The organism is Spirosoma arboris (genome assembly GCF_009754945.1).
In the GTDB taxonomy this organism is placed as follows: Bacteria; Bacteroidota; Bacteroidia; order Cytophagales; family Spirosomataceae; genus Spirosoma; species Spirosoma arboris.
In genome coordinates this window covers 320,181-343,400 of sequence record NZ_WPIN01000004.1, presented here as the reverse complement: position 1 = coordinate 343,400, position 23,220 = coordinate 320,181, and the positions used below count along the sequence as shown (strand labels likewise).

At 45.3% G+C, this 23,220-nt stretch carries 22 protein-coding genes; 10 read left to right on the top strand and 12 right to left on the bottom strand.

Annotated features, from left to right (window positions below):
* Window positions 1-166 precede the first annotated feature (166 nt).
* Window positions 167-871 (top strand): hypothetical protein, encoded by a 705-nt coding sequence (locus GO755_RS12525; protein WP_157585193.1) that lies wholly within the window; start codon window positions 167-169, stop codon window positions 869-871.
* On the opposite strand, the gene GO755_RS12520 is transcribed toward GO755_RS12525, so the two are convergent.
* A complete protein-coding gene (locus GO755_RS12520; RefSeq protein WP_157585191.1) occupies window positions 868-1,410 on the bottom strand; it encodes an RNA polymerase sigma factor in 543 nt (180 codons plus the stop codon). The genes GO755_RS12525 and GO755_RS12520 overlap by 4 nt on opposite strands.
* A 247-nt stretch (window positions 1,411-1,657) precedes the next feature.
* Here GO755_RS12520 and GO755_RS12515 point away from each other — a divergent pair, with 247 nt between their 5' ends.
* The 3 genes from GO755_RS12515 to GO755_RS12505 are packed head-to-tail and all read left to right on the top strand — an operon-like array spanning window position 1,658 to window position 3,512.
* Complete coding sequence (locus GO755_RS12515) at window positions 1,658-1,963, top strand: (2Fe-2S) ferredoxin domain-containing protein (RefSeq protein ID WP_157585189.1); 306 nt, start codon at window positions 1,658-1,660, stop codon at window positions 1,961-1,963.
* 55 nt (window positions 1,964-2,018) lie between these two features.
* A complete protein-coding gene (locus GO755_RS12510; RefSeq protein WP_157585187.1) occupies window positions 2,019-2,708 on the top strand; it encodes a YjjG family noncanonical pyrimidine nucleotidase in 690 nt (229 codons plus the stop codon).
* Between the two features lie 24 nt (window positions 2,709-2,732).
* A complete protein-coding gene (locus GO755_RS12505; RefSeq protein WP_157585185.1) occupies window positions 2,733-3,512 on the top strand; it encodes a 3-hydroxyacyl-CoA dehydrogenase in 780 nt (259 codons plus the stop codon).
* Between the two features lie 8 nt (window positions 3,513-3,520).
* Here the strand turns inward: GO755_RS12505 and GO755_RS12500 are convergent, their stop codons facing one another.
* The 5 genes from GO755_RS12500 to GO755_RS12480 all read right to left on the bottom strand — a co-directional run bounded on the left by GO755_RS12500 (window position 3,521) and on the right by GO755_RS12480 (window position 11,190).
* Window positions 3,521-4,798 (bottom strand): SGNH/GDSL hydrolase family protein, encoded by a 1,278-nt coding sequence (locus GO755_RS12500; protein ID WP_157585183.1) that lies wholly within the window; start codon window positions 4,796-4,798, stop codon window positions 3,521-3,523.
* Window positions 4,799-4,953: 155 nt separating this feature from the next.
* Window positions 4,954-7,875, bottom strand: a complete 2,922-nt coding sequence (locus GO755_RS12495) for a TonB-dependent receptor (RefSeq protein ID WP_198174822.1) — start codon at window positions 7,873-7,875, stop codon at window positions 4,954-4,956.
* A gap of 385 nt (window positions 7,876-8,260) precedes the next feature.
* Entirely contained in the window at window positions 8,261-9,148 is an 888-nt protein-coding gene (locus GO755_RS12490; RefSeq protein WP_157585179.1) for an FKBP-type peptidyl-prolyl cis-trans isomerase, read from the bottom strand.
* A 34-nt stretch (window positions 9,149-9,182) separates the two neighbouring features.
* On the bottom strand, window positions 9,183-10,121 hold the full coding sequence (locus GO755_RS12485; RefSeq protein ID WP_157585177.1) for an FKBP-type peptidyl-prolyl cis-trans isomerase: 939 nt from the start codon (window positions 10,119-10,121) through the stop codon (window positions 9,183-9,185).
* A gap of 112 nt (window positions 10,122-10,233) precedes the next feature.
* A complete protein-coding gene (locus GO755_RS12480; RefSeq protein WP_157585175.1) occupies window positions 10,234-11,190 on the bottom strand; it encodes a fasciclin domain-containing protein in 957 nt (318 codons plus the stop codon).
* Window positions 11,191-11,499: 309 nt separating this feature from the next.
* Here GO755_RS12480 and GO755_RS12475 point away from each other — a divergent pair, with 309 nt between their 5' ends.
* From GO755_RS12475 to GO755_RS12450, 6 genes are all read left to right on the top strand, one after another.
* Complete coding sequence (locus GO755_RS12475) at window positions 11,500-11,778, top strand: hypothetical protein (RefSeq protein WP_157585173.1); 279 nt, start codon at window positions 11,500-11,502, stop codon at window positions 11,776-11,778.
* Window positions 11,779-12,110: 332 nt separating this feature from the next.
* Complete coding sequence (locus GO755_RS12470) at window positions 12,111-12,848, top strand: isoprenyl transferase (RefSeq protein WP_157585171.1); 738 nt, start codon at window positions 12,111-12,113, stop codon at window positions 12,846-12,848.
* A 109-nt stretch (window positions 12,849-12,957) separates the two neighbouring features.
* Entirely contained in the window at window positions 12,958-15,558 is a 2,601-nt protein-coding gene (bamA, locus tag GO755_RS12465) for an outer membrane protein assembly factor BamA (RefSeq protein ID WP_157585169.1), read from the top strand.
* 116 nt (window positions 15,559-15,674) lie between these two features.
* Window positions 15,675-16,247 (top strand): OmpH family outer membrane protein, encoded by a 573-nt coding sequence (locus GO755_RS12460; RefSeq protein ID WP_157585167.1) that lies wholly within the window; start codon window positions 15,675-15,677, stop codon window positions 16,245-16,247.
* A gap of 19 nt (window positions 16,248-16,266) precedes the next feature.
* A complete protein-coding gene (locus GO755_RS12455; RefSeq protein ID WP_157585166.1) occupies window positions 16,267-16,944 on the top strand; it encodes an OmpH family outer membrane protein in 678 nt (225 codons plus the stop codon).
* A 243-nt stretch (window positions 16,945-17,187) separates the two neighbouring features.
* Window positions 17,188-18,774, top strand: a complete 1,587-nt coding sequence (locus GO755_RS12450) for a hypothetical protein (protein WP_157585164.1) — start codon at window positions 17,188-17,190, stop codon at window positions 18,772-18,774.
* Between the two features lie 45 nt (window positions 18,775-18,819).
* On the opposite strand, the gene GO755_RS12445 is transcribed toward GO755_RS12450, so the two are convergent.
* The 6 genes from GO755_RS12445 to GO755_RS12420 all read right to left on the bottom strand — a co-directional run bounded on the left by GO755_RS12445 (window position 18,820) and on the right by GO755_RS12420 (window position 23,165).
* A complete protein-coding gene (locus GO755_RS12445) occupies window positions 18,820-19,689 on the bottom strand; it encodes an aldose 1-epimerase family protein (RefSeq protein WP_157585162.1) in 870 nt (289 codons plus the stop codon).
* Window positions 19,690-19,774: 85 nt separating this feature from the next.
* Window positions 19,775-20,242, bottom strand: coding sequence for a 30S ribosomal protein S7 (rpsG, locus tag GO755_RS12440; RefSeq protein ID WP_012928933.1), 468 nt, complete (start codon window positions 20,240-20,242; stop codon window positions 19,775-19,777).
* Window positions 20,243-20,388: 146 nt separating this feature from the next.
* Window positions 20,389-20,817 (bottom strand): 30S ribosomal protein S12, encoded by a 429-nt coding sequence (gene rpsL, locus GO755_RS12435; RefSeq protein WP_111347395.1) that lies wholly within the window; start codon window positions 20,815-20,817, stop codon window positions 20,389-20,391.
* A 145-nt stretch (window positions 20,818-20,962) separates the two neighbouring features.
* The gene (locus GO755_RS12430; protein WP_157585160.1) at window positions 20,963-21,286 is read right to left on the bottom strand and encodes a DUF3467 domain-containing protein; all 324 of its coding nucleotides are present in this window, start codon (window positions 21,284-21,286) and stop codon (window positions 20,963-20,965) included.
* Window positions 21,287-21,345: 59 nt separating this feature from the next.
* Window positions 21,346-21,735, bottom strand: coding sequence for a DUF4870 domain-containing protein (locus GO755_RS12425; protein WP_157585158.1), 390 nt, complete (start codon window positions 21,733-21,735; stop codon window positions 21,346-21,348).
* A 197-nt stretch (window positions 21,736-21,932) separates the two neighbouring features.
* The gene (locus tag GO755_RS12420; RefSeq protein WP_157585156.1) at window positions 21,933-23,165 is read right to left on the bottom strand and encodes a peroxiredoxin family protein; all 1,233 of its coding nucleotides are present in this window, start codon (window positions 23,163-23,165) and stop codon (window positions 21,933-21,935) included.
* Window positions 23,166-23,220: the final 55 nt, after the last annotated feature.

Here is a 23,220-nt window from a genome sequence, read left to right as displayed (position 1 = left end):
TCTCAAAGACAACAAAACCACGCAATCCCCATTGGAATGGCTCACCCAAAACAGTCAATCTAATGGGGTTTTTGTGTAACTATAAAACCAAATTGCCCACTATTCCGGTATATATATCCAGGCTTTAAAAACCGCACGAAACTCCGATCTATAGGTTTATTTACATATGGAAAACTTGACGACAAAACCTGCTCCCGTCCGCAAACCTAAGCCAGGCCGCTGGTTCTGGTGGGGTATTTTGTTGGCATTGGTAGTCTGGGTCGTGGTGGATTTGTATATACCCAGAAAGAACAGCCTTCGCCAATTCGATCCGAAAGAGGTAGCGCGACTGGAAACCGCCATGTGGCGATCTTATTATGAAAAAAAGCCAGTACTCCTGTTTTGGCAATTGGCTACTGGTCTGCGTCAGCAATTCCATGCACCTTTCTGGCGATCATTTACACTAGGATTTCAGGCCTCTAAAGCCGCGTTCGATTTCAAGGAAGGCCATTCCCGAGCCGATTACCAGCGCACCATCCCCGATCTAATTTCGTATTATGAATCCATTCAGGCACTCAGTACTGAGTCATTCGATGTACCGAAAGTGGCCAAACTCGAACTGGAGTGGTGGATTGTTCATCGCCAACGGGAACGCTATTCCTACGATGATTTGGCGAACGCTTTAGTACAAACGTCTGCTGCTTTATATAGCCAACCTGCCGCACCATTTACGACGTATGGGCGCCTGCGGGCCGACGCCATGCGTTTATGTGACGATGTGCGAAATCATCCCGGCGGGGCCACCGAAGCCGATTGGCAGCAGATTGATGCCGTATTACGTCGGGCATGGGGTGAACTGCACACAGTTGTTCAGCGAAATACTAGTAATTAAGCCTTAGGAGTTGTGCGTAGTTGTTGCAAAGCTACCCGCAATTTCTGGCGAGCGAGTTCAACGGGTATGCCTATTGAGTTCGCGGCTTCTTCGGGCGTACAGTTTTCAAAAAGGATAGAATCAAGTAACGCTTTTGATTGAGAATCAACCAGATTGGTAAGCCTGTCTCCTGATAAATTCGGGCTGCTCTTTTGCCAGGCTGGGTTAATTATTTCCCCAGTTTTGGTAAGTTGAAGAGGTACGGTCTTTGCCCGACCATGCTCATTAAGGGCTTCTAAAGCTGTAGACCGGGCAATCTGTAACAACCACAGAAACAAGGGTTGTTTACCAGGCCGAAACTGATCTATTCGTAAACGAATCGTTGTAAAGGTTGTTTCCAGTAACGACACTGCCTCCGTTTTATCAAAAACAATTTTCATGATAATACCCAGCAATATTGCTCCGTATCGATCATACAGTTTCGAAAAAGCAAGTTGATTATTGGCCTTTAACCCGCTCAATAGTTCCTGCTCCAGAAGCAAAGAATCTGGGGTACTCATAACTGGTTGACTAAGGTAATTCTGCTCACATTACTAGTAACATCAGACGCATACAAACCAGATAGTCAGCACATTTCAAAGTTCTCATTCAGTAGGCGTATCAACTACTAACCAGAAGTGATTTATTTAGTTTAATAGTTTTTTTTATTCGGTATACAATTTAATTCCCTCTTCCTCCTGATCATGACGGCGAAATGACGGTGGCATCTGCTTCGTTCGTACCTTTGAGAAGAATTCAATTAGATCTATGAAATATAAAAAGCACGTTTTCATCTGCAATAATCAGAAAGCCGCACCAAAAAAATCCTGTGGCGAAGCACACGGTAACGAACTGGTCGATGCCTTTAAAGCCGCTCTCGCCGAGCGTGGTTTATTGAAAGAAATGAGAGCACAACGAACAGGCTGCCTCGATGCCTGTGCCTTTGGTCCGGCTCTAGTCGTTTATCCAGAAGGTATCTATTACGGTAATGTCCAACTAACAGACGTTGACGAAATCGTAGACAGCCATCTTGTGAATAATCAGCCGGTAGAGCGACTGAAGTTGGATTATTAGTAATCATAGTATTCGGCATTCGGTTTACAGTATTCTGTATTGTAAACCCATTCTCATGTACAAACACCTCTTTTTTGATCTCGACCATACTTTATGGGACTTTGACCGAAATTCGGCGGAGTGTATTGCCGAGTTGTTCGACACATTCCAACTAGCGGAAGCTGGCATTGCATCGGCAGAGGAGTTTAGCCGGCACTTCATTACGATAAACCATCAATTGTGGGCCGACTACGACAAGAACTTAATTGAGCATAGTTACATCCGACAACATCGGTTCCCAATGGTATTCAGGGCATTGGGAATCGATGAATCGGCGGTTCAGGCTGATCTCAACGTCGAATACCTGAAGTTGCTCCCTTACAAATCTCATTTGCTGGAGTCGGCACGAGAAATTCTGGATTATCTGCAAGGACGATATACCATGCACGTCATCACAAATGGGTTTGCCGATATTCAGGCCACGAAGATGAACAGCTCGGAGATTGCTCATTACTTTACGAACGTCATTACAAGTGACAACGCCAATGCTAAAAAGCCCGATCCGCTCGTATTTCACTATGCTATGGAAATCAGCGGTGCCACGGCAAGTGAAAGTCTGATGATTGGCGATAATTACGAAGCGGATATTTTAGGGGCTAAAAGCGTCAGCTTAGATACGATCTTTTATAATCCACAAGGCGTAGTCGTTGACGACAAACCAACCTATGATATCCGGCATTGGCGAGAATTAATGAGCATTTTATAATACCTGAAACGTAAAACCTATCCCATGCAACTAACGAACGCAACCGCTATTGTTACAGGAGGAGCTTCTGGCTTAGGCGAGGCAACCACTCGAATGCTAGTAGCGAATGGAGCCAATGTTGTTATTCTGGACATGAACGACGAGCGTGGAAATGCGCTCGCCGAAGAGTTGGGCGCAACGGTTCGCTTTGTCAAAACCAACGTAACCGATGAAAGCGATGTGCAAACGGCAATCAACATGGCTATTGGCACATTTGGCAGTCTGCATATCAATGTCAACTGCGCAGGCGTAGCCGAAGCCCGCAAAACGGTTGGTAAAGTAGACGGTGTGTATGGTGCCCACTCACTGGCGGCTTTTCAGAAAGTCATTTCGATTAACCTCATTGGAACGTTCAATGTCATTCGCCTGGCGGCTCTGGCAATGGAACATAATGCGCCGAACGATGAGGGAGAACGGGGTGTCATTATCAATACGGCATCCGTAGCAGCTTACGACGGTCAAATCGGGCAGGCGGCTTACTCGGCTTCGAAAGGGGGTATTGTGGGCATGACGCTACCCATTGCCCGCGATCTGGCGCGCTCGGGTATTCGGGTTATGACCATTGCGCCGGGTCTATTTGAAACACCGCTATTGGCTGGTCTACCCGAAGAAGCCCGAATTTCGTTGGGCCAACAAGTACCGTTCCCTTCGCGGCTTGGCCGGCCAGCAGAATACGGTATGCTGGTTAAAAGCATCCTTCAAAATCCAATGCTGAATGGCGAGGTTATTCGGCTCGACGGCGCGATTCGAATGGCTCCGAAGTAGTACGAGATTTATTCATTGAGAAGTTCTCCGATAATTAAGAACTGACCGGCATAACAATCCTGTGGTTCATATGGCTGCGGATTTGTTATGGATGTATTCCGTTGCTTAAGGATGGCCGCCTTGTCTAACGTCTGAGAATCAACATACAACTCAATCGTATGAACACCCTCTGGGAGAGCTGGCAACAAAAAATAGTTTGACCGGTAATAGGTACAATACTTGTCAAATCGAGGGTATACCTGTGGCTTCCCCCCATCTATAACTACTCGGTATTGACCACAACCGGGGCCCATCACGTCATACAAACCAAAACGAGTTCCCCGAAAACGTACCTGAATTCGTTCGCCCGGAGCTGTTGCTTTCAGTAAAAAGGTGAACCGATTAGCCAATTTCCGTGCTACAGAATCTGTACCTGGCGTGATTTCCAGCCAGCCCGCCGAACGGGTACTCTGTCGGGCACTGATCATTTGGGCTTTTTCCCAGTTATCAGGATACAAGGGCGCTTTAAGTTTTTTAGTCCGCTTGGTTCCTGTTTTATCCAGTATATTGAAAGCCCGCGCCAACGCTTCCGTGTAAAGTCGATGGCCCGTTTGTGGATAGGGATGCACATTATCTGCCGAGAAGACCAGCTTACCTGGGTATTCATCTAGTTTCCCGCTAAATACCAGCTCTCCTTTCTCCGCTAAGCGTACCACGTCCAGCCCAAGGTGAATGGAAGGTATGGCATACTGATCCGCAATCCTTTCCATCACCGAGGCCGACAGTGGAAAGTAGCCTTTGGCGATTGTGGGAGCCATCGTAGCTGCCAGTGTATAAACAAAACAAATATCCGTATGCGCATTTGCTCGCCAGATTTGCCGAACAATGCCCTCCATAGCTACAGCAATTTGATCAGGCTTTTTTCCATTATCATTGACAGCAAACTCGACGAAGACTAGATCGGGTTGGTAATTTAATACCTGTTCTTGTAGCCGAAAAACGCCCAAATCGGAGCCGGTTCCACTTATGGCAGCATTTATTTGCTCAACCGTTGCTTTAGGATACTGTTGTCGAATCCAGGCTAGTGACTGCTCCCGCCACCCCCCTCCTGCTTCGGTGATACTACCGCCCAGGTAAGCAATTTTCACCGCCTGCCCATCCTTTAGTTTGGCAAAGAAATAAGGTAGTCCTCCTCGTGTGCTGCACTCGTTAGCCTTCACTAATGAGGTGTCTGACTGAGCTACACTAAGAAAAGAAACACTCATCATCACCGTCAGCAATACAGAAAAAGAAAGGATTTTGGCCATAACGAACTAAGCTATTTACTACTCAAAGTTCTCTAGAAGCCGTTTCTCACTACCAGACTGTTTAATTATCCAGACGTTTCTCTCACAAAAAAGAGCCGCTCCAATCGGAACGACTCTTTATATCATTCACGCTCAAAGCCGTGCTACGGCTATTCTTAGAAATTCACACTAACTCGGCCAAATACATACCGGCCATTATAGCCACCCTGGTTCGGTTGATACAAAAAACGGCCTCGGTTTGAATTATCGCGACCCGACGCATAATCTGTACTACCCAGCGCATTTCGGGGATCGATATAGATTTGATCAGGATAAACATCGAAAATATTGTTTGCGCCCAGCGTAACACCAATGGCTTTGGTAGCACGGTATGTCACAATCAGGTCTGTAATCCAAACAGGCTTAAACGTCTGGTCGATGTACGCATGGCCAGTTTCATCACGTGCGAACTGTGTGTTCCAGTAGGTACCATCCGCTTTCTTGGCATCAGGATCAGTGGCGGTTTTGAATTTTACTTCTCCAAAACGTACTGTACGTGCCGAGATGTCAAACTTGCCAATTGTATAGGTTGCGCTTAAATTCCATTTGCTACGGGGTAAATAATCTTCGATGATCGAAATCTGATTGCGGTCAAACAACGATGTCCGATACCAGGTACTTGGGTTGGCATCGGCCGGATTGTTTTTAGGATCGTCGATTAATGGCGTACTATTGATTCCGGTAACCGTGTTTTTGTTGAAGTTCAACGCAGCTGTTAATACCAACTGCCCTTTCCCTACTGTAAGTCGTTCAGAACCAACAATGTCGATACCCCGCGTACGGGTGTTAACAGCATTACCGAAGAAACGAACCAGATTCACACCCGGATAATCGGTTGTTGAGAAGCCCAACTGAGCTCGCGTAAACGAACCCGAGTACACAATTCGATTAGTAATGTCAATCTGGTAAGCATCTACGGTCAGGGTAAATGCCCGACCGGCGCGAGCGGTTACACCCGCTGCGATGTTCACCGACGTTTCGGGTTTAAGCGCGTCTACACCAATCACGTTTCGAACAATCGGACTATCGTTGTTCAGCGTCAGCGTGTTCGATGGCAAGCCGTTTACAAACTGCGTACTTGTATTCTGAAAATATCGCTGGTGAAGCGAAGGAGCCCGGAAACCCGTACTTGCCGAACCACGTAAGGCAATGGCTGGGGTTATCTGCAAGCGGGCTGTCAATTTACCGTTAATCGTCGAGCCAAAGTCGCTGTAATGTTCATATCGACCAGCCGCACCTAGCAACAGGCGCCCTTTTTCACCTTCTAAATCAAGATAAAGCGCCTGACTATTCCGTGATTTATTAATCGCATCAGTCGGTTGGTTACCCGGAAACACCTGCGAACCCGGAGCCGCAACAACCGTACCTGATAATGGAGGAGCGATAGGCAACACACGCGTCGGATCGCCCGAGTACGAACCTGACTCCCCTGCCTTAATCTGGAAATTCTCGAAACGAGCCTCACCACCATACGCTACGTTGAGTGTAGCATTATTAGACGCTATAAACCGGCGACTGAAGTCCAGATTGAATGTATTCTGGAGAAACGAAAGCGAACCAGCATCGAATGTAGTTTGTGGACTGTCATTGGCTGGAAGCGATGCGTTAGCGGAGTTTACAATCGTGTAGGCAATCGAATTCCGGCCAATAACATTACTAACTTCGGCATTCCACTTGCCCAGCATTGTTTTATAGCCCAGAATCAGTGACTGGTCGTTAATGCTTGGCTGAATTCCCGGCAGGAAACCATCGGGATAATAGAGCGATCCATCCAGTTTCAGAGGTTGCTGATTACGTGAGTTTGGCACACGATTGTTACCATAGCCCGTACCTGAACGGTGCGTTATACCGCCCGAGAAATAAAATTCCGATTTCGAGTTGGTTGGAATACCTCCGTTGATAAATAAGCCAAGGTTCTGTGCGTTGGAATTACCAACAATCATATTGTGGCGATCATATCCCCGTTGCTGGATAATAGCCTTATCCTGTGTAATCAGGTTTTGGCGGAATGCCGTTGCATCCTGACCGGCTGGCGTGGTTGGGAAACCACCAGCCGATCCAAGATAGATCGTTGGCGCATTGTCATCAGCACTCCGATTCGTCCGGTCGTGGTTATTGTATTGGCCACTTACCGATAACCGGCCCTGGCTACCTAATCGGAAACCTTTGGTGAAGTCAAACTGAATTAAACTACCATCATTGATTTTCTGCGTTTTCTGATCCGATCCTCCATTACTATTCGGAATCATGTACTTCATAGTGGTCATATTCTGGCCACCCGTCAGTGATGCCGAAAATCCAGTATAGTTCTTCTTCAGTACTACGTTGATTACGCCGGCAATCGCATCAGTGCCATACTGAGCTGCAGCACCATCACGAAGCACTTCAATGCGCTCCACAGCCGATACCGGAATTACATCCATATCGGTACCAACCGAACCCCGACCAACTGATCCGTTGATATTGACCAAGGCTGTTGTATGCCGACGTTTGCCGTTTACCAGAACCAACACCTGATCAGGGCCAAGTCCCCGTAGCGAAGCTGGGTTAATGTGATCTGTACCATCCGTTACAGTTTGGCGGTTCGAGTTGAACGACGGAGCTACATAGTTCAGTACCTGACTAATATCCACTTGTGGAAATCCCTTCAGTTCTTTCGTTGTAATGACATCCACCGGAGCGGCAGTCTGTACATTCGTACGGGCAGTTTGTGAACGCGACCCAATAACCACCACTTCGCTCAGCGCCGACGATGTTTCTTTCAGGGACGCATTTGCGACGGCTTCTCCATTCCCAATAGTTACAGGAACACTCAGCGTTTCGTAGCCAACAAAACTTACCCGCAGCGTGTAGCTGCCTGGATTCACTTTCAGGGTATAATCCCCATTTACATCAGTAGTTGCTCCGATGTTCGTATTAGCCACTACAATGGTTGCACCTGGAATGGCAGATTTGGTTGTAGCATCTGTTACACGGCCCCGAACGCTTTGGGCCAAAACGGCAGTGAGTGTTAATGCCCATAGGACAGCACTCAACATGAAACGGTTCAATTTGTAGTAAGTAGGCATATAGCACATTATATATTAAAGGGCAAATCTAAAATAATATACTATACATACCGCACTTTAATGATACAATATTTTGATTATATCATTTTTATCAAAATAAATAATAAGTAAACATTATAAGATATGAAGAAACTTTCTCTCTATTTTATACTTCTACGTTACTATAAACAATAGCTATCGACTACGTATATTCACCTAGTATACCTTATCCTTTTTGAATATAAATGCTACCAAAGTGTAGGGCTAAGTCACTAATCCACTAGTCTACTTAATGCGATTTTCCTAATACATAATTCATAAAAAAACGCCCTATGAATTAACATAGGACGCTCTAAAAACTTACTGATTTTCTGGCTTACTGTGCCGAAACCAGCTCTATATCGAAACGAAGTGGGGCATAAGCCGGAATGACCTGGTAACCAGTTGATCCGTACCCAATTTTCGATGGAAAAACGATAGTTGCTTTTTCGCCAACTCTAAGTTTAGCAAGACCTTCTGCAAAGCCTGGAACAAACTGGCTTGCCTGTGCAGAATAGGTACCCGTGCCCGTACTGTCGAAGGCCGATATAGATCGTAGCAACTTCCCTTTATACTTAATCGTCAATACCTGAGTTGGCGTTGTCGAAGCACCCGCCGTGTTTTCAAGCGTTCTTACAAATCGTAATCCACTCTGAGTTACTTCTGTTGGTGTCAGTTTATTCGCAGTAAGATACTCGTCGATCTGTTGCTCTTCCGTGCGTGTCCGCTTAAGCGTTACATCCAATCGAACAGGCGAATTGGGTGGAATTACTCCGTTGCCAGCCCCTGTTCTGCCAAAGGCATAGACGGAAGGCAGCAAAATACTGCCCTGATCACCCTCGTGCATTTTTAGCAATCCCTCTGTTATACCCGGTGTATTGTCGATCAGATAGATATAACTGGATTTAGTAGCGTAGGTCGAATCGACAAACGTATCGATCACCGCATTAGCGCTATTACGAGACAACAAATACAATTTGTAATTAAACTCTACCTCCTGACCATAAGCCGGAGTTACCGTCGATCCGCTGGTTTTATTCAACGCATAATAAACGCCGGTAGAGGTCATGGACCCCGTTAACCCTTTAGCTGCGGCATAATTAAGAATATCGGATTTATTCGACTCTAGAATCTGATCGTCGGTGAGGCCGACATCTTCTTTTTGGCAAGAGGATAGCCCCCCAATGAGCAGGAGGCCGAACATGAATACAGGTAGATTACGCATGAAAATAGGAAAACAACTAATTGAACTTACTGATTTATTTGGCCGAAATCACCTCAACGTCGTAACGTAGCGGAGCATAAGGCGCAACTTTATAGAATCCCGTACTTTTATCAACAAGACCACCGGTACTATACCCAATTGATGATGGGAATAGGAATGTTGCTTTGTCGCCAACTTTTAATTTAACTAACCCTTCGCTAAAGCCAGCCACAAGACCAGCCAGATTGCTTTTGCTTAAACTGGTAGTAGTACTGTCGAAACCCACAGCTGTTTTAGCATGAAGTTGTTTACCGACATACTTGACTGTTAACGTCAATCCGTTGTCTAATGCCGTTTTCACAGAATCGCCCGTTGCGCTTGGTGTTGTCAGAAAAAAACGCAGTCCAGTTGTGGTTGTCTGGGTAAGGCTTAAACCGGTAGCGGCCACGTATTCATCCATCTGTTGATCTTCGGTTCGGGTTCGATTCAGGGTTACGTCGAATCGCACGGGCGAGTTAGCCGGAACCAACCCATCAGAACTAATGACATCGCCATAGGCTAGAATAGAGGGCATCAATAAAACGACCTGATCTCCTTCGTGCATGGCTAATAGACCTTCTTCTAACCCAGCTTTTAGCGCACCTTTAATAAATGGAATAAACGTTGGGTTGGTCGCATAGGCCGAATCAACCTTTGTTGATGTCACAACCGCAGTGTTACTGGTACTGCGGCTCAACACAGACAATGTATAAGTAAACTCAAGTTCCTGGCCGTAAGCTGGAATTACAGTCGATGAACTTGCTTTCGTAACAACATAGTATAAACCCGAACTTGTCGATGTGCCAGACATTCCTTTGCTGGTGGCATAATCAGTAATGTCCTTTATGTTAGATGCATAGGTTGTTGCTACACTGGGATCTACTTCCTGGGTTTTGCAGGATGCTAACCCGCCAAGTAACAATACACTGAAAATAAATAACTGAAGTTTACCCATGAAAATAACTGAACAAACATACCTTATACGCTAAATGACCCCAGACTGTGGCAATGCGTTGGTAAGTCGATTAAAATTTCTCCTGATTAATTTAGAAATTACTACCTATCCACTACGGCTGCAGGACTTGATCAATGGTGTGAATGACGCCATTGGTTGCGGGAATATCAGCCTGTTTAACGAATGCCGCTGTTGAATTTTTATTACCTTTAACCGAAAGCTGGCTACCCGTTACGATCACGGTTACTTTATTTCCACTAAGTAATGTAGTAAAGCTACCCGACTGAAACTGATTGGAAAATAGTACTCCAGACAGAACATGATACAAAAGCGTATTAGCTAACGTTTGCACATTAGCCGATTCGATAGCAGCCAGCGTATTATACACTTGATCGGCTTTAAAAGCGGCATCGGTTGGCGCAAACACCGTTACAGTATTGGTCGGCGATGCATTGTCCAGCGTGGCTAACAAGGTCGGATTACTGGTAGCAATGCGTTTGATAGCCGCCGATAAAAATGTCAGATTTGGATTCGCCTGAATGGTTGCCAGCAAACTTCCGGTTGCTGGAATCAACACCCGATCAATCGCATGAATATACCCATTAGCTACGGCTATATCAGTTTGCGTCAGCTTCGCCATGTTCACATAAATTGACCCATCGGTCGTCTTGTTAACAAAGGCAATCGCCTTGCTGGCTGTTGCAACCGAATTAAGTCCGGTTGGAATAGCTGATGCAGCTACCCGACCATAAAGAACGTGATAGAGCACAAGGCTCCGAATCTGGTCCTTTGGCATTGCTTTGATAGCCGCTTCGGTAGATAAACCCGCTGCCTGAAAAGCCGCATCGGTTGGGGCAAATAATGTCAAATTTCCCGCTTTGAGTGCATCGCTAGCGTCCGCATAAGACATGGCCACTCGGAATAAGCCGAACTGACTATCTTCCAGAATACGGTCGGTGATCGTTTGAGGAGTTGCAACCGCGTCATCCCGTTTCTGGCAACTCAACGAGGCCAACAGTAATACAACTACCGACAGTCGGCTTAGAAACAATGAAAACAACTTAGTCATTTAAAGTGATTAGTGAAATATTGGTTTGTATCCCAAAAACGTACCGACTCTATTTATGTTTTCTTCCGACAAAGATACAGAGAGTTAATCTGTGAAACAGGTGGAGCGCCACCCCGACTGAGTGCTTTTGCTCTCTTATCATGGAACCGCCATAAACTTATTCATAGTCTTATGTGTTTTTTGGGAACGTCTTGTTACCGGCTTCCTGTCTGATACCGCTCGCACCCAGAACGGTACCTTTCTTATTCATTACTACTTCATCATCAACTTATGATCTTACTATAACTACTCCTAGACATTATTACGCCCATGAGCATGCTTATCTACGTCGTACTATTACTGACCATTATCGCCTATCAATCTATTAGAGACCGAAGAGCCTATAAACTCGATCAGTTGAAGAAAACTACGATGAAAGCTCAGCTGGAGCATCAGGAACAGGAGATTAGTGAGGAGTTAAGCCAGAAAAAGGCATTTCAAAAGGGTACTGACGGCCACTATGAAATCACTTATCGAGAATCGCTAACGCCTATACAAAATCCAGAAACACAGAGAGCGCGAAAATCGAAGCCAATCAGCCAGTCATAAACTACTTCTTCGACTACCGACCCTTTAGTGCTCCGGCCATTTCCTATTATCTATTGCCTGAACGATTACAGAATAGACTTGTCTTATTAGTCTAGGGATAGGTGCATGCCTCAAGCAAAGTAATCGTGCTCTACTCCCTGATACCTAGCCCAAGCCGGCTCCAGTTTACCTATATCGGCTCTGATTGGGCTCTGAATAGCTCTATAAACCCGACTACTATCTATTAGACCCATAATTGGAAATCAGATTTAACGACAATGCAGGCAGTTTGTTAGGAATTAGGTAGTTTTGTAAGTTGAAAACTTAATTCTTGTTAAAACTCCTCCCTTGGGATGAAGGAACACATTGACTCGGGCAATCTGCCTCAGCACATAGCCGTTATCATGGACGGAAACGGCCGCTGGGCTAAGCGTCAGGGAGCTGCCCGGGTGTTTGGCCACCGCAATGCCATTAAGGCTGTACGCGAAGTAACGGAAGGATGCGCCGAATTAGGCGTAAAATACCTTACGCTCTACGCCTTTTCAACCGAGAACTGGAATCGTCCGAAATTTGAAGTAGATGCGCTCATGACGCTACTGGTTCATACCATTCGGGGGGAAATAAAAACATTAATGGATAATAATGTACGGTTGGGAACAATCGGAGATACGAATAGTCTGCCTGCCGACTGTCGGCGCGAGCTGGCTGAAGCCATTCGGGAAACCAGCCAGAACACTGGCCTAACACTGCTCTTAGCCCTTAGCTATAGCGGTCGGTGGGATATTCTCGAAGCTACCCGAAAGCTGGCAGCCGACGTGCGTGACGGAAAACTTACCCCCGAGCAGATTGATGAAACTATTTTCGATCAGCATCTGGCCACAGGTGGCATTCCTGATCCTGAATTGATGATTCGCACCAGTGGCGAAATGCGAATCAGTAATTTTATGCTCTGGCAATTAGCTTATGCTGAATTATATATGCCCGATGTACTCTGGCCTGATTTCCGAAGATCCCATTTGTATGAAGCTATTCTGAATTATCAGCAACGTGAGCGCCGGTTTGGAAAAATAAGTGAACAATTAGTAAAATAAGGAGGATTCGGGCGTGGGGCTCTGCCAAGTGAGAAATAAGCTGTATGTATTCCAACCCTACACGTTCAAACTGAATCCAGATAATCAATCAATTAACCCGCATTACAACTTGGAACACCGTATAAAAGTCCTATTGGGAGCCGTCTACTTGCTCATTGGCCTATTGCCTGCTCAGGGGTGGGCGCAAGTGCGTGTTGGTGTAGGCGTTGGGCGAGACAATACTGCCGCGCCAGTGGAAAGTAACGATCTGCTCAACTACGCCAGCCCGAAAGAATATGAAATTGCCGGATTAACCGTAACAGGTACTCGCTACCTTGACCCTAACTCATTAGTATCACTGGCCGGCCTGAAAATAGGCGATAAGATTCGTATTCCAGGTGAAGTCGTCGGCTCATCGGTACGTAAATTGATGGAATCAGGCTTGCTTGATAACGTTGAACTGTTTGCAACTAATGTCAATGAAAATAAGGTTTCGCTCATGTTTCGGGTACAAGAGCGCCCTCGTCTTTATCGGGTTAGTTTTCTTGGCGTAAAAAAAGGAGAGCAGGACAATCTGAAAGACAAAATAAAACTCAATCTGGGCAAAATCGTGACCAACACGATTACCAAAAATACCCAGATGGCTGTGCGTAAATACTTTGTTGATAAAGGCTTTCTGAACACGAAGGTAAAGATTACAACCATCCCTGACAGCACGCGCAACAATGCTACGATGCGTGTATTGGTTGACAAAGGTCAGAAAGTCAAGATTTCAAAAATTAACTTCGAGGGTCTCAACGAACTTGACGAGACGGCTGTACGCATGAAGATGAAGAGCACGAAAGAACAACGGTTCGGACGTGTATTTACACCTTCGAAATTCATACCCAAGAAGTATGAAGAAGACAAGAAAAAGCTACTTGAGTATTATAACAAACTCGGTTATCGCGATGCGACCATCGAGCATGACACTGTAGTACATAAGGGCGGTAATACGATCAGCATCAACCTGAAGCTGAACGAAGGTCATCAGTACTATTATCGAAACATTGATTTTTCGGGTAACTATCTTTATACGGCTACTCAACTTCGTCAGGTTCTCGGCATTACGAAAGGGGATGTCTATAATCCGGAAGATCTGGATAAACGAATGAACGGTAATCCAGGTCAGGATTTAAGTTCGCAATACATGGATCTTGGCTATTTATATTACAATGCGCAGCCTATTGAAAAATCCATCGAGGGAGATTCTATCGATCTCGAAATTCGAATTTTTGAAGGTAAGCAGGCTACAATCAACAAAGTAATCCTGAACGGTAACACCAAAACCAGCGATCACGTGGTGATGCGTACGATTCGCACGTTACCTGGCCAGAAATTCTCAAAAACAAACCTGATCCGTACCCAGCGGGAACTATCCACACTTGGTTATTTCGACCCGGAGAAAATTGGGATCAACCCTGTGCCACAGAGTGATGGCACAGTGGATATTGAATACACGGTCGAAGAAAAGCCGTCTGATCAGATCGAATTGTCGGGTGGCTGGGGTGGTTACGTAGGCTTTGTGGGAACACTTGGTTTGACGTTCAACAATTTCTCGGCCCGCAACATTCCGAATTTCAGCGCCTGGAAACCACTACCTGCTGGCGACGGCCAACGCGTTCAATTGCGCTTCCAGGCCAATGGTAGTCAGTATCAGGTATACTCACTGTCATTTACAGAACCCTGGCTAGGAGGTCGCAAGCCAAATGCCTTATCGGTAAGTGCCAGCCATACCGTGTACCGTACATTCTACGATCCAGCGAACCCATATAGTATTTACCAAAGTCTACAGGGTCGTACACCCACAGGTTCTTATACCAACACAGCCATTACCATTGGGTTGGGCCGTCAGTTGAAAATACCAGATGATTATTTCTCGCTAACTAATTCGATTTCGTATCAACGATATGATCTGAACAATCTTGACTTGTTCTATATCGGCTACAAAGATGGTATCTCGAATAACATTACGTTCAATACGACACTATCGCGTAACAGTATCGATAATCCGCAATTTCCACGTACCGGTTCGTCGTTTACATTGAGTGGCTCGTTTACTCCTCCCTATTCGGCCTGGCGCACCACAACTGCAACCGAGGCTCCACGGGATAAATATAAATTTGTCGAGTACCACAAATGGATGTTTGACGCCAGCTGGTTCCAGACTGTATTTGGCAAACTGGTCTTAAATACTCGGGCCCACTTAGGCTTCCTGGGTAGCTATAATAAACGTACCGCCATCGGACCATTTGAACGATTCATCTTGGGTGGTTCAGGGCTAGCAGGTCAGGGACAATTCGCATTGGCACAAGATATTATTGGTCTTCGTGGTTATGATGACCGTAGTGTTTACACTGCCGACTACGACCGCGCAGTCGATCAAACCTCTCGTAGTCAGGGTGGTGTTGTCTACAACAAGTTCGTAGCTGAGCTTCGCTATCCTGTTTCGCTGAACCCATCAGCTACCATCTTTGTGCTGACTTTTCTGGAGGCCGGTAATAACTGGGCTAGTTATAAACAGTACAATCCGTTTGATCTGAAGCGGTCGATGGGCTTTGGTGCACGTATTTTCATGCCTGCATTTGGTTTGATCGGTATTGACTATGGATATGGTTTCGACAAAATTCCAGGAGTTAAAGACCATGCATCGGGTCAGTTCCACTTCACAATTGGGCAGCAGATCAGATAAGATTTGAGAAGGTCATACGTTTTTAATTAATCCTGTAAGTTCTTCAAGAACTTACAGGATTTGCTGAAACTATCCTTGAAAATCAATCACTTCCTGCAAAATTTGACTGGCTACTAATGAAAAAAGCCCTATTCTTCGTACTTTTGTCTTCCATTTGGATAGCTACTCCTGTTGAAGCCCAAAAATTTGGGTATGTAGATACGGAGTATATATTAGGTAAAATGCCTGAATACCAGAAAGCACTTAGCGAAATCGACAAGTTTGCCGATAAGTGGTCGAAGGATATTCAGGATAAATACGTTGAAATTGAGAAGCTACAAAAAGCTTATCAGGCAGAAGAAATCCTGCTGACGGAAGACATGAAGCGGGACCGGCAACGAGCCATTAGCGATAAGGAGCGCGAAGCCAGAGATTATAATAATAAAGTATTTGGCTATCAGGGGCTATTATTTGAGAAAAAGAAAGAGCTAATGAAAGCTCCCATGGAGTTGATTTATCGAGCCCTTGATAAGGTATGTGCGCAGAAAAAGCTAGATTTCATATTCGACAAGGCATCTGATTTTGTTATGCTTTATACAAATCCCCGGCATGACTATTCAGATTACGTAATGGAAGAATTGGGACTGGATACTAAACCAACTGCGACCAACAGCAATCCAACAAATAAAATAACCACAAAACCTAAGTAATACAAACAATCAATTCGAGATGAAGAAAAACCTCGTCATGGCGTTTGCAGCAGCCCTTTTACTGGGCGGTTTAAACGCACAGGCACAAGCCCCAACCGCAACGCCTGCTACGACTACCGCAGCCGGGCCGCTGAAGTTAGGCTATACGAACATTGATTTTGTTCTGTCGCAAACGCCCGAAGCAAAAGATATTCAAAACCAATTAACTATTCAGCGGACGCAGTCAGAAAACGAACTGAAGCGGATGCAGAAAGAATTGGAAGACAAATATGCGGCCTATGAAAAAGGGGCAGCTCAGATGTCGGACGTGATTAAGAAAGATCGTGAAACCGAATTGCAGAGTTTACAAGCCCGGATTCAGGAATTTAGCCAGACGTCTCAGCAATCATTGCAGAGTAAATATCAGCAATTGGTAAATCCAGTGGTACAGAAAATCCAGAAGGCGATTGATGCTGTTGCCAAAGAGAATGGCTTCCAGTATGTCTTTAATCTTGATGCCGGAGCCAATACCATTCCTATTCTTCTGGTTGCACCAGAAGAAAACAATATTACGGAGTTAGTCTTGAAAAAGATGGGTATAGATCCTGCTAAAGCTGCCGCTGCTGCGAAACCAGCCACAACAGGTGGAAGTACGCCAACTACGGCGAAACCTACAGCTCCGGCATCGGGTACAGCAGCTGCACCTAAGAAAAACTAATTGACGTTTAGGCTACAGCCTGCCCAAAACAGTCGCCATCTGTGTCAGGTGGTGACTGTTTTGCTTTTAAGTAAGATGAGTGCATATTAGTCATCAGGACTTTATCTTGGAAAAATATAATTATAATATACAAAAGCGCCAAAATAGATAAGAAAAATCTCAAAACTGGCTTATAGGCTCAGGGAGACGAAATCTTCGGCTTATTTTTACGTTTTTTAACACAGACCACCTTTGACGCTCCTTATGAACCGAACTGCCGGTATAATTGCATGGCTACTGCTGACCACGACGGTTATTAGTACCCACGCGCAGGATTCCAAACCATTACAACTCGTATTTCCTTCACAAGCTAACTGGACGCTTGTGCCAGAAGGTAACCCTGTTCGATTTGATCTGAAAGCCATTGGCCCCCAAGCTGATACAGTAGCTTTTTCCATTCGAAGCGATATACCCGAGGGTGTCTATTTCGATTCACTTGGGCATTTTAACTGGATACCCAGCTTTGGCCTGGCCGACCGGATTCAAACGGTAAAAACCATTCCAGTAACGTTTGAGGCTCGAAACAGGCGTGGTCAAACGGTTTCGCAAACCATCGATTTTAAAGTGCTGCACGTAAATCGTCCACCCGTAGTAGGCGAATTGCAGCCATTCTATGTAAGATATCGGACGCAGAATACGTATAAAATTGATCCACAAGTAGTGCGGGATGATGATGGCGATCCTATCGTTTTTATTCCCATTACCGACCAAATGCCAGAGGGTAGCAAACTCTCATCGCAAGGGGAGCTGACCTGGACACTTTCGCTCAACCAATTCAATCGACTGAAGCAATCGCCCCAATACATTGAGTTTTGGGTAGAAGACCAGCCTGCTAAAACACGAACAAAAGGAAGGCTGAAAGTAGAAGTTACGGCTATGGATCTCCCGCCTGATATTGCCGTTATTCCCAAAGAAACGCACTATAAACTGCGCGAGAATGCAACAGTAGATCTCAAGTTTTATTTATCAGATCCAAATGGTGAAGATGACGTAGCAGCTTTTGGTTTCCTATCTGACAATCAATTGATTCCTAAAACAGCTTTAATCAAAAACACAGAGAATCAGTATGAATTTATCTGGCAGCCAGGTTATGATTTTGTGAAAGACCCGTACGATTCTCTGAATGTTCAGATTACATTTTACGTACTAGATAAGGCACAAAATCGGTCAGAACAACGCATTACGTTCACTATCCTAAACACGGTTAACGAGGCCGAAAAAGACCGTTATTACTATATTCAGTATCGGCAGGTGTTGGTACAGGCATGGGGATTGGTAGAACAATTGGGGGACAAAGAAGAACAGCTCAAGCACGATTACAAAAAAGCCAAAGGAGGCAAGCGTAATCGCTCCGTAGCCAACGCATCACTGGGTGCTGTAACGGGCGTAACGCCGGCCGTTACAGGAGCTAGTACAAGTCAAGCGGCTCAGAATAATGGTCGCCTGATTTCAGCGGTTGGCGGGACAGCCGTTCTAACAATGGGAACATTGGAAGCAACGGAGGTAATCGGTAAGTCGATGAAGGATTTGCTCGATCGTTACAACTATGTACTGGGTAAGCGAAGTGAGTTGCAAAATAAAGGAGATGTTTTCGCTCGTGAGTTTGCTTTAAAATCAACCCGGCGGAATGGAGACTTCATTAAAAAATTAGATGATTTTCGGAATTCAATGAGTCTGAGTGGTTTAGTTGCTCTTGAGCTGGATGCCAACTGGCAGAGCAAAAAAGAAGCAACTGACAAAGCCATTAAACGGACTTTCAAAGACTTCACTCCACTGGAGGAAACACAGTAGAGACAAGACATGCCTTGTCTCTACCCTCATCAAATACAGAGAATCTCAAGCTATTTCAATCGTAAAGGCGGCTTCAAAAACCTCTCCTTCTGCCACCTGCTGAATAGCTTCTTTTTGTTGAATCGGCTTTAGTTCTCCTTCGCTATCTGCACAACCCAACCAGGGCTCAATACAAACGAATGAAGCGCCAGGTTTAGCCCATAAACCCAGATAAGGGAATGGAGGGAAACTTACCGTTACTGCGTGATCATGCTTATCGCTCCGAAGCGACACACTTCGAGATGCCAGATTTTTAAACACCTGCGCATCGTCGTCAAACAAATGCTTTGTTAGAGGAAGCCGCCTACCTTCAGTTGGAACAGGTTTTGTTTCGCCGGTGAAATAGCCTGCAGCCGAAAGCATGTGTGTTTCTAATGGCTCAGCCTGATCAAATTCAATAAAATAATCTTCGTAGTTTTCATTGACAAAAAACGGAGCGGCAAAAGCCGGATGAGCACCCACGGAGAAGAAAATAGTCTGTTCATCCTGGTTAACAACACGATACGTGATAGTCAGGCGAGAACCAGTGAGTTCATAGATTATCTGAAACTCAAATTCGTACGGAAAATGTACGCGCGTTACGACACTAGATCGTAAGGAGAAAATTGCGTGTGTGGCCGTCGATTCGGTCGTTTCAAACAACGATTGACGAGTAAAGCCATGGCGTTCAATCGGGTACGTTTTTCCGTCAATGAGTAGTTGATTGTTCAGGCACCCACCTACTACCGGAAATAGATTTGGCGCATGCCAACCCCATATAGATGGGTCAGCTTGCCAGAGATGCTCGATTCTACTTGGCTTATGAAAAATAGACGTCAGTTCGGCCCCTTTCGGGCGTATTGAGACGCGAAGATGGTCGTTTTCTAAGATTGTCATAGGGCCAAAAATAACAAAAGCCCCCCAATGTTGGGGAGCTTTTGCAAATTCAACGGCCATCGGGACTTTGGCACGTATAATTGGTTTAGAACCGGAAGTGTGAGAACGCCTTGTTGGCTTCTGCCATACGGTGCGTATCATCCTTCTTTTTAACAGCTGCGCCTTCACCTTTTGCGGCTGCGACGATCTCGGCTGCTAACCGGTCTACCATGGTTTTTTCACCTCGCGAACGAGCATACTTAATAAGCCATTTCATGCCTACCGCGACTTTTCGGTCTGCCCGTACTTCGGTTGGCACCTGGAAGGTAGCTCCACCGACGCGACGACTTTTAACTTCAACTGATGGCATTACATTGTTCAATGCCTTTTTCCATGTATCCAGACCACTTTCGCTGGTGCGTTTTGCAACCACGTCAAGGGCATCATAGAAGATGGAGTACGCCAGGCTCTTTTTGCCTTCGTACATCAGATTGTTTACAAATTTGGTTACGAGAACCTCCTTATATTTAGGATCAGGTAACACGTAACGCTTGGGCGGTTTCGCCTTTCTCATGATTGCTTCAGATTTTTGATCTTACTCTGAACGTAGTCTTTCCAGCGTCCAGTCATTTTTTTAGTAATTAGTCAATTAAGTGAAGTGGTGTAGTAAGTTCTAACACTCACTTACACATACTACACGCATCAACTTATTACACTAACTTATTTTTTCTTTTTTGCTGGTGGTGCACCTTTACCACCTTTTACTGGAGCCTGACCTGGTTTCGGACGTTTGGCACCGTATTTCGAACGGCTTTGCAGACGACCGCTAACGCCAGCCGTATCCAAGGCACCCCGAACAATGTGGTAACGTACACCTGGAAGATCTTTCACACGACCACCACGAATCAATACGATCGAGTGTTCCTGTAAGTTGTGGCCTTCTCCTGGAATGTAAGCGTTAACTTCCCGGCCGTTCGTCAAACGAACACGGGCAACTTTACGAAGAGCCGAGTTTGGCTTCTTCGGCGTGGTCGTGTACACCCGTGTACACACACCCCGACGTTGTGGGCAGGCATCTAAAGCTGGCGACTTCGACTTGTCGATCAGCTTTTCGCGGCCTTTACGCACTAATTGTTGTATAGTAGGCATTCTTGATTTTGTTTACGAAAAAACAGTCTTCCCGAATTTTGAGGTGCAAAGATACGGAAAAAATGTTTCACGTTTCAAGTTCAATGTTTAAAGTTTCAGGCAATTAGCTTCGTGAAGCTAATTGCCTGAAACTTTAAACATGAAATTATGCCTGTCCTACTGGTCCGCCGAAACCTCCAGCCGGAAATCGAAAGCCATCGTTGGGTTCGTTGATACCGCCATAAGCTTCTTCGTAACGACTTATATTCTCACGAAGGGCCTCTAGTAATCTTTTGGCATGCTCAGGCGTCAGAATAATACGCGCTTTTACTTTTGCTTTGGGAACGCCCGGCATCAGGCGAATAAAATCCAGAATAAATTCACTATTTGAATGAGCAATCATCGCCAGATTGGCATAAACTCCTTCTGCAATTTCTTCACTTAATTCGACATCAATGGCACCTTCGGGGTTTTGTTGTGGAGCATTCATATTGATAAAATTGTTGTCAACCGCGCTATCAGGCACTATAAAGTGAGGTTGGTAGCGCGTTATTTAATAAATCGGATCGCTATTGGGTAGCGGTAGTACTCTCCATTATTGGCTTTAATGCCAGCAATGATAGTGAAAATGAGCCAAATGATACCTACAACAGTAATTAACACAAACCCAATCAGGACAAACATTAGTAGTAGCGATACACCTGTCGCCAACGCTATTGTGATTTGAAAATTTACGGCTTCTTTACCGTGATAATCGACAAACGCTGATTTATCTTTTTGAATTTGCCAGATAGCCAAAGGGGCTACAACACTACCGATCAAAAAGAACGAGCCAGGTAGCGCACTCAGGTGAGCAAGCATAGCCCACATACGAGCGTCTGATTCACTCAACGGTGTAGGAGTAGGCAGCACAGGAGGTATTGGCGGCTGATTTTCCATAATAGTGAAGTGATTTAGTTACAGCAGTAAGTTGCGATAAAACTTTGATTGATACAATGTTAACCTAGTAAATAGCTATATCAATGGGCTAGCTTTGGGCCTTCATTAAGTTTCTACTGATTGAGAATAAACTATACTATAAAACCAAAGCTATTGCATCGATGCAGTAGCTTTGGTTTTATAGTATACGTTAGAAATTACTTATTGAGATTTTGTTTTGTTTCACCAGAAATCGGCTCGTTGATCAATTGGTCCATTTCTGTATTGAATTCCTTAACAAACTCCTCATAATATTGACCCGTTGCTGGGCCAGAGTAGCCCGTATGAACTTTAGCTACTTCACCATTCCGCCGAACAAAAATCGTTGTGGGAAAAACAGCTACTTCGCTCAAAGCTGGCAACGCTTCTGAAGGATGTTTACCATCCAAAATACCCGCAAACAGAATATCGTAACCAATCTGATATCGTTTTTTCATGGGTTCGAGCCGGGCTTTGGCAAAAACAGGATCGTTTTTATATTCGAATGACAGCCCAATAATCTCAACACCCCGCTTCTTATTCGCTTCGTACCATGGCGACAAAAGAGCCGCTTCATCCATGCAATTGTGGCACCAACTGCCCATAATAGTTACGATGACTACTTTATCCCGATACTTCGGATCGTTCAACGATACTGGCTTACCCGAGAAGGCATCTGGAAAAGTAAACGCGAAAGGGACGCCTTTTTTCATTGTTGTTAGGCTATAGGCGTCGGGCAGAGCAGCCTGGGCGTTTCGGGTACCCGTAATAGGCTGCACAGCGCGCGCGCTGGCCTGTTCACCAATCAGTTGATTCCCGCTAACTTTCCCTTTAAATAGTTGCGGACTAGACCCATCAAACGCCGATAGCGCAAAACTATCAGCTTGTACAACGCCTTCATAATAACGAAGGTCTCCTCCTGTGCTCAGGAACGTACCCGTAAGGCGGTTTGCACGCTGCTCGAAAACACCAATAACTTTGGTTTTGCCATTGATGAGCACATCCCATTTCCCCTGCAAACTAACCGCAGCAGGGGCCGGTTGCTCAACAAATCGATATTTTTTGCCGTATTCTGCCCGAAAGGGTATTGGTTTAACAGGTGTCGAGGTATCCAGGTAGTTGAACGTTCCCGACAACGTTCCGTCATTTTCGATTTTTGCGGCTAGTAGTCGATTGTAAACATCGACCGGAATAAACAATGAATCGGCTCGTTGGTGGACACCTGGAAGTTCGAAGCGCTCAGTGCCGTTGATCAGAAAAGCCGATTTACCCTTCAATTCAAAATTGAAAGGTGCTTGCAGACCACCCGCCATTGTAAAAACTCCTCGCCAAAAGCCATCTTTGGGCTTTGTCTGTGCCTCGCTACTAAAGCCTGTCAGCAACAATCCGGTTACTATAAGCAGTTTTTTCATGTCGGTCTGTTTATTCGTTTCTATCAGTGTACCCTAATAAGCAATTAGACGGAGC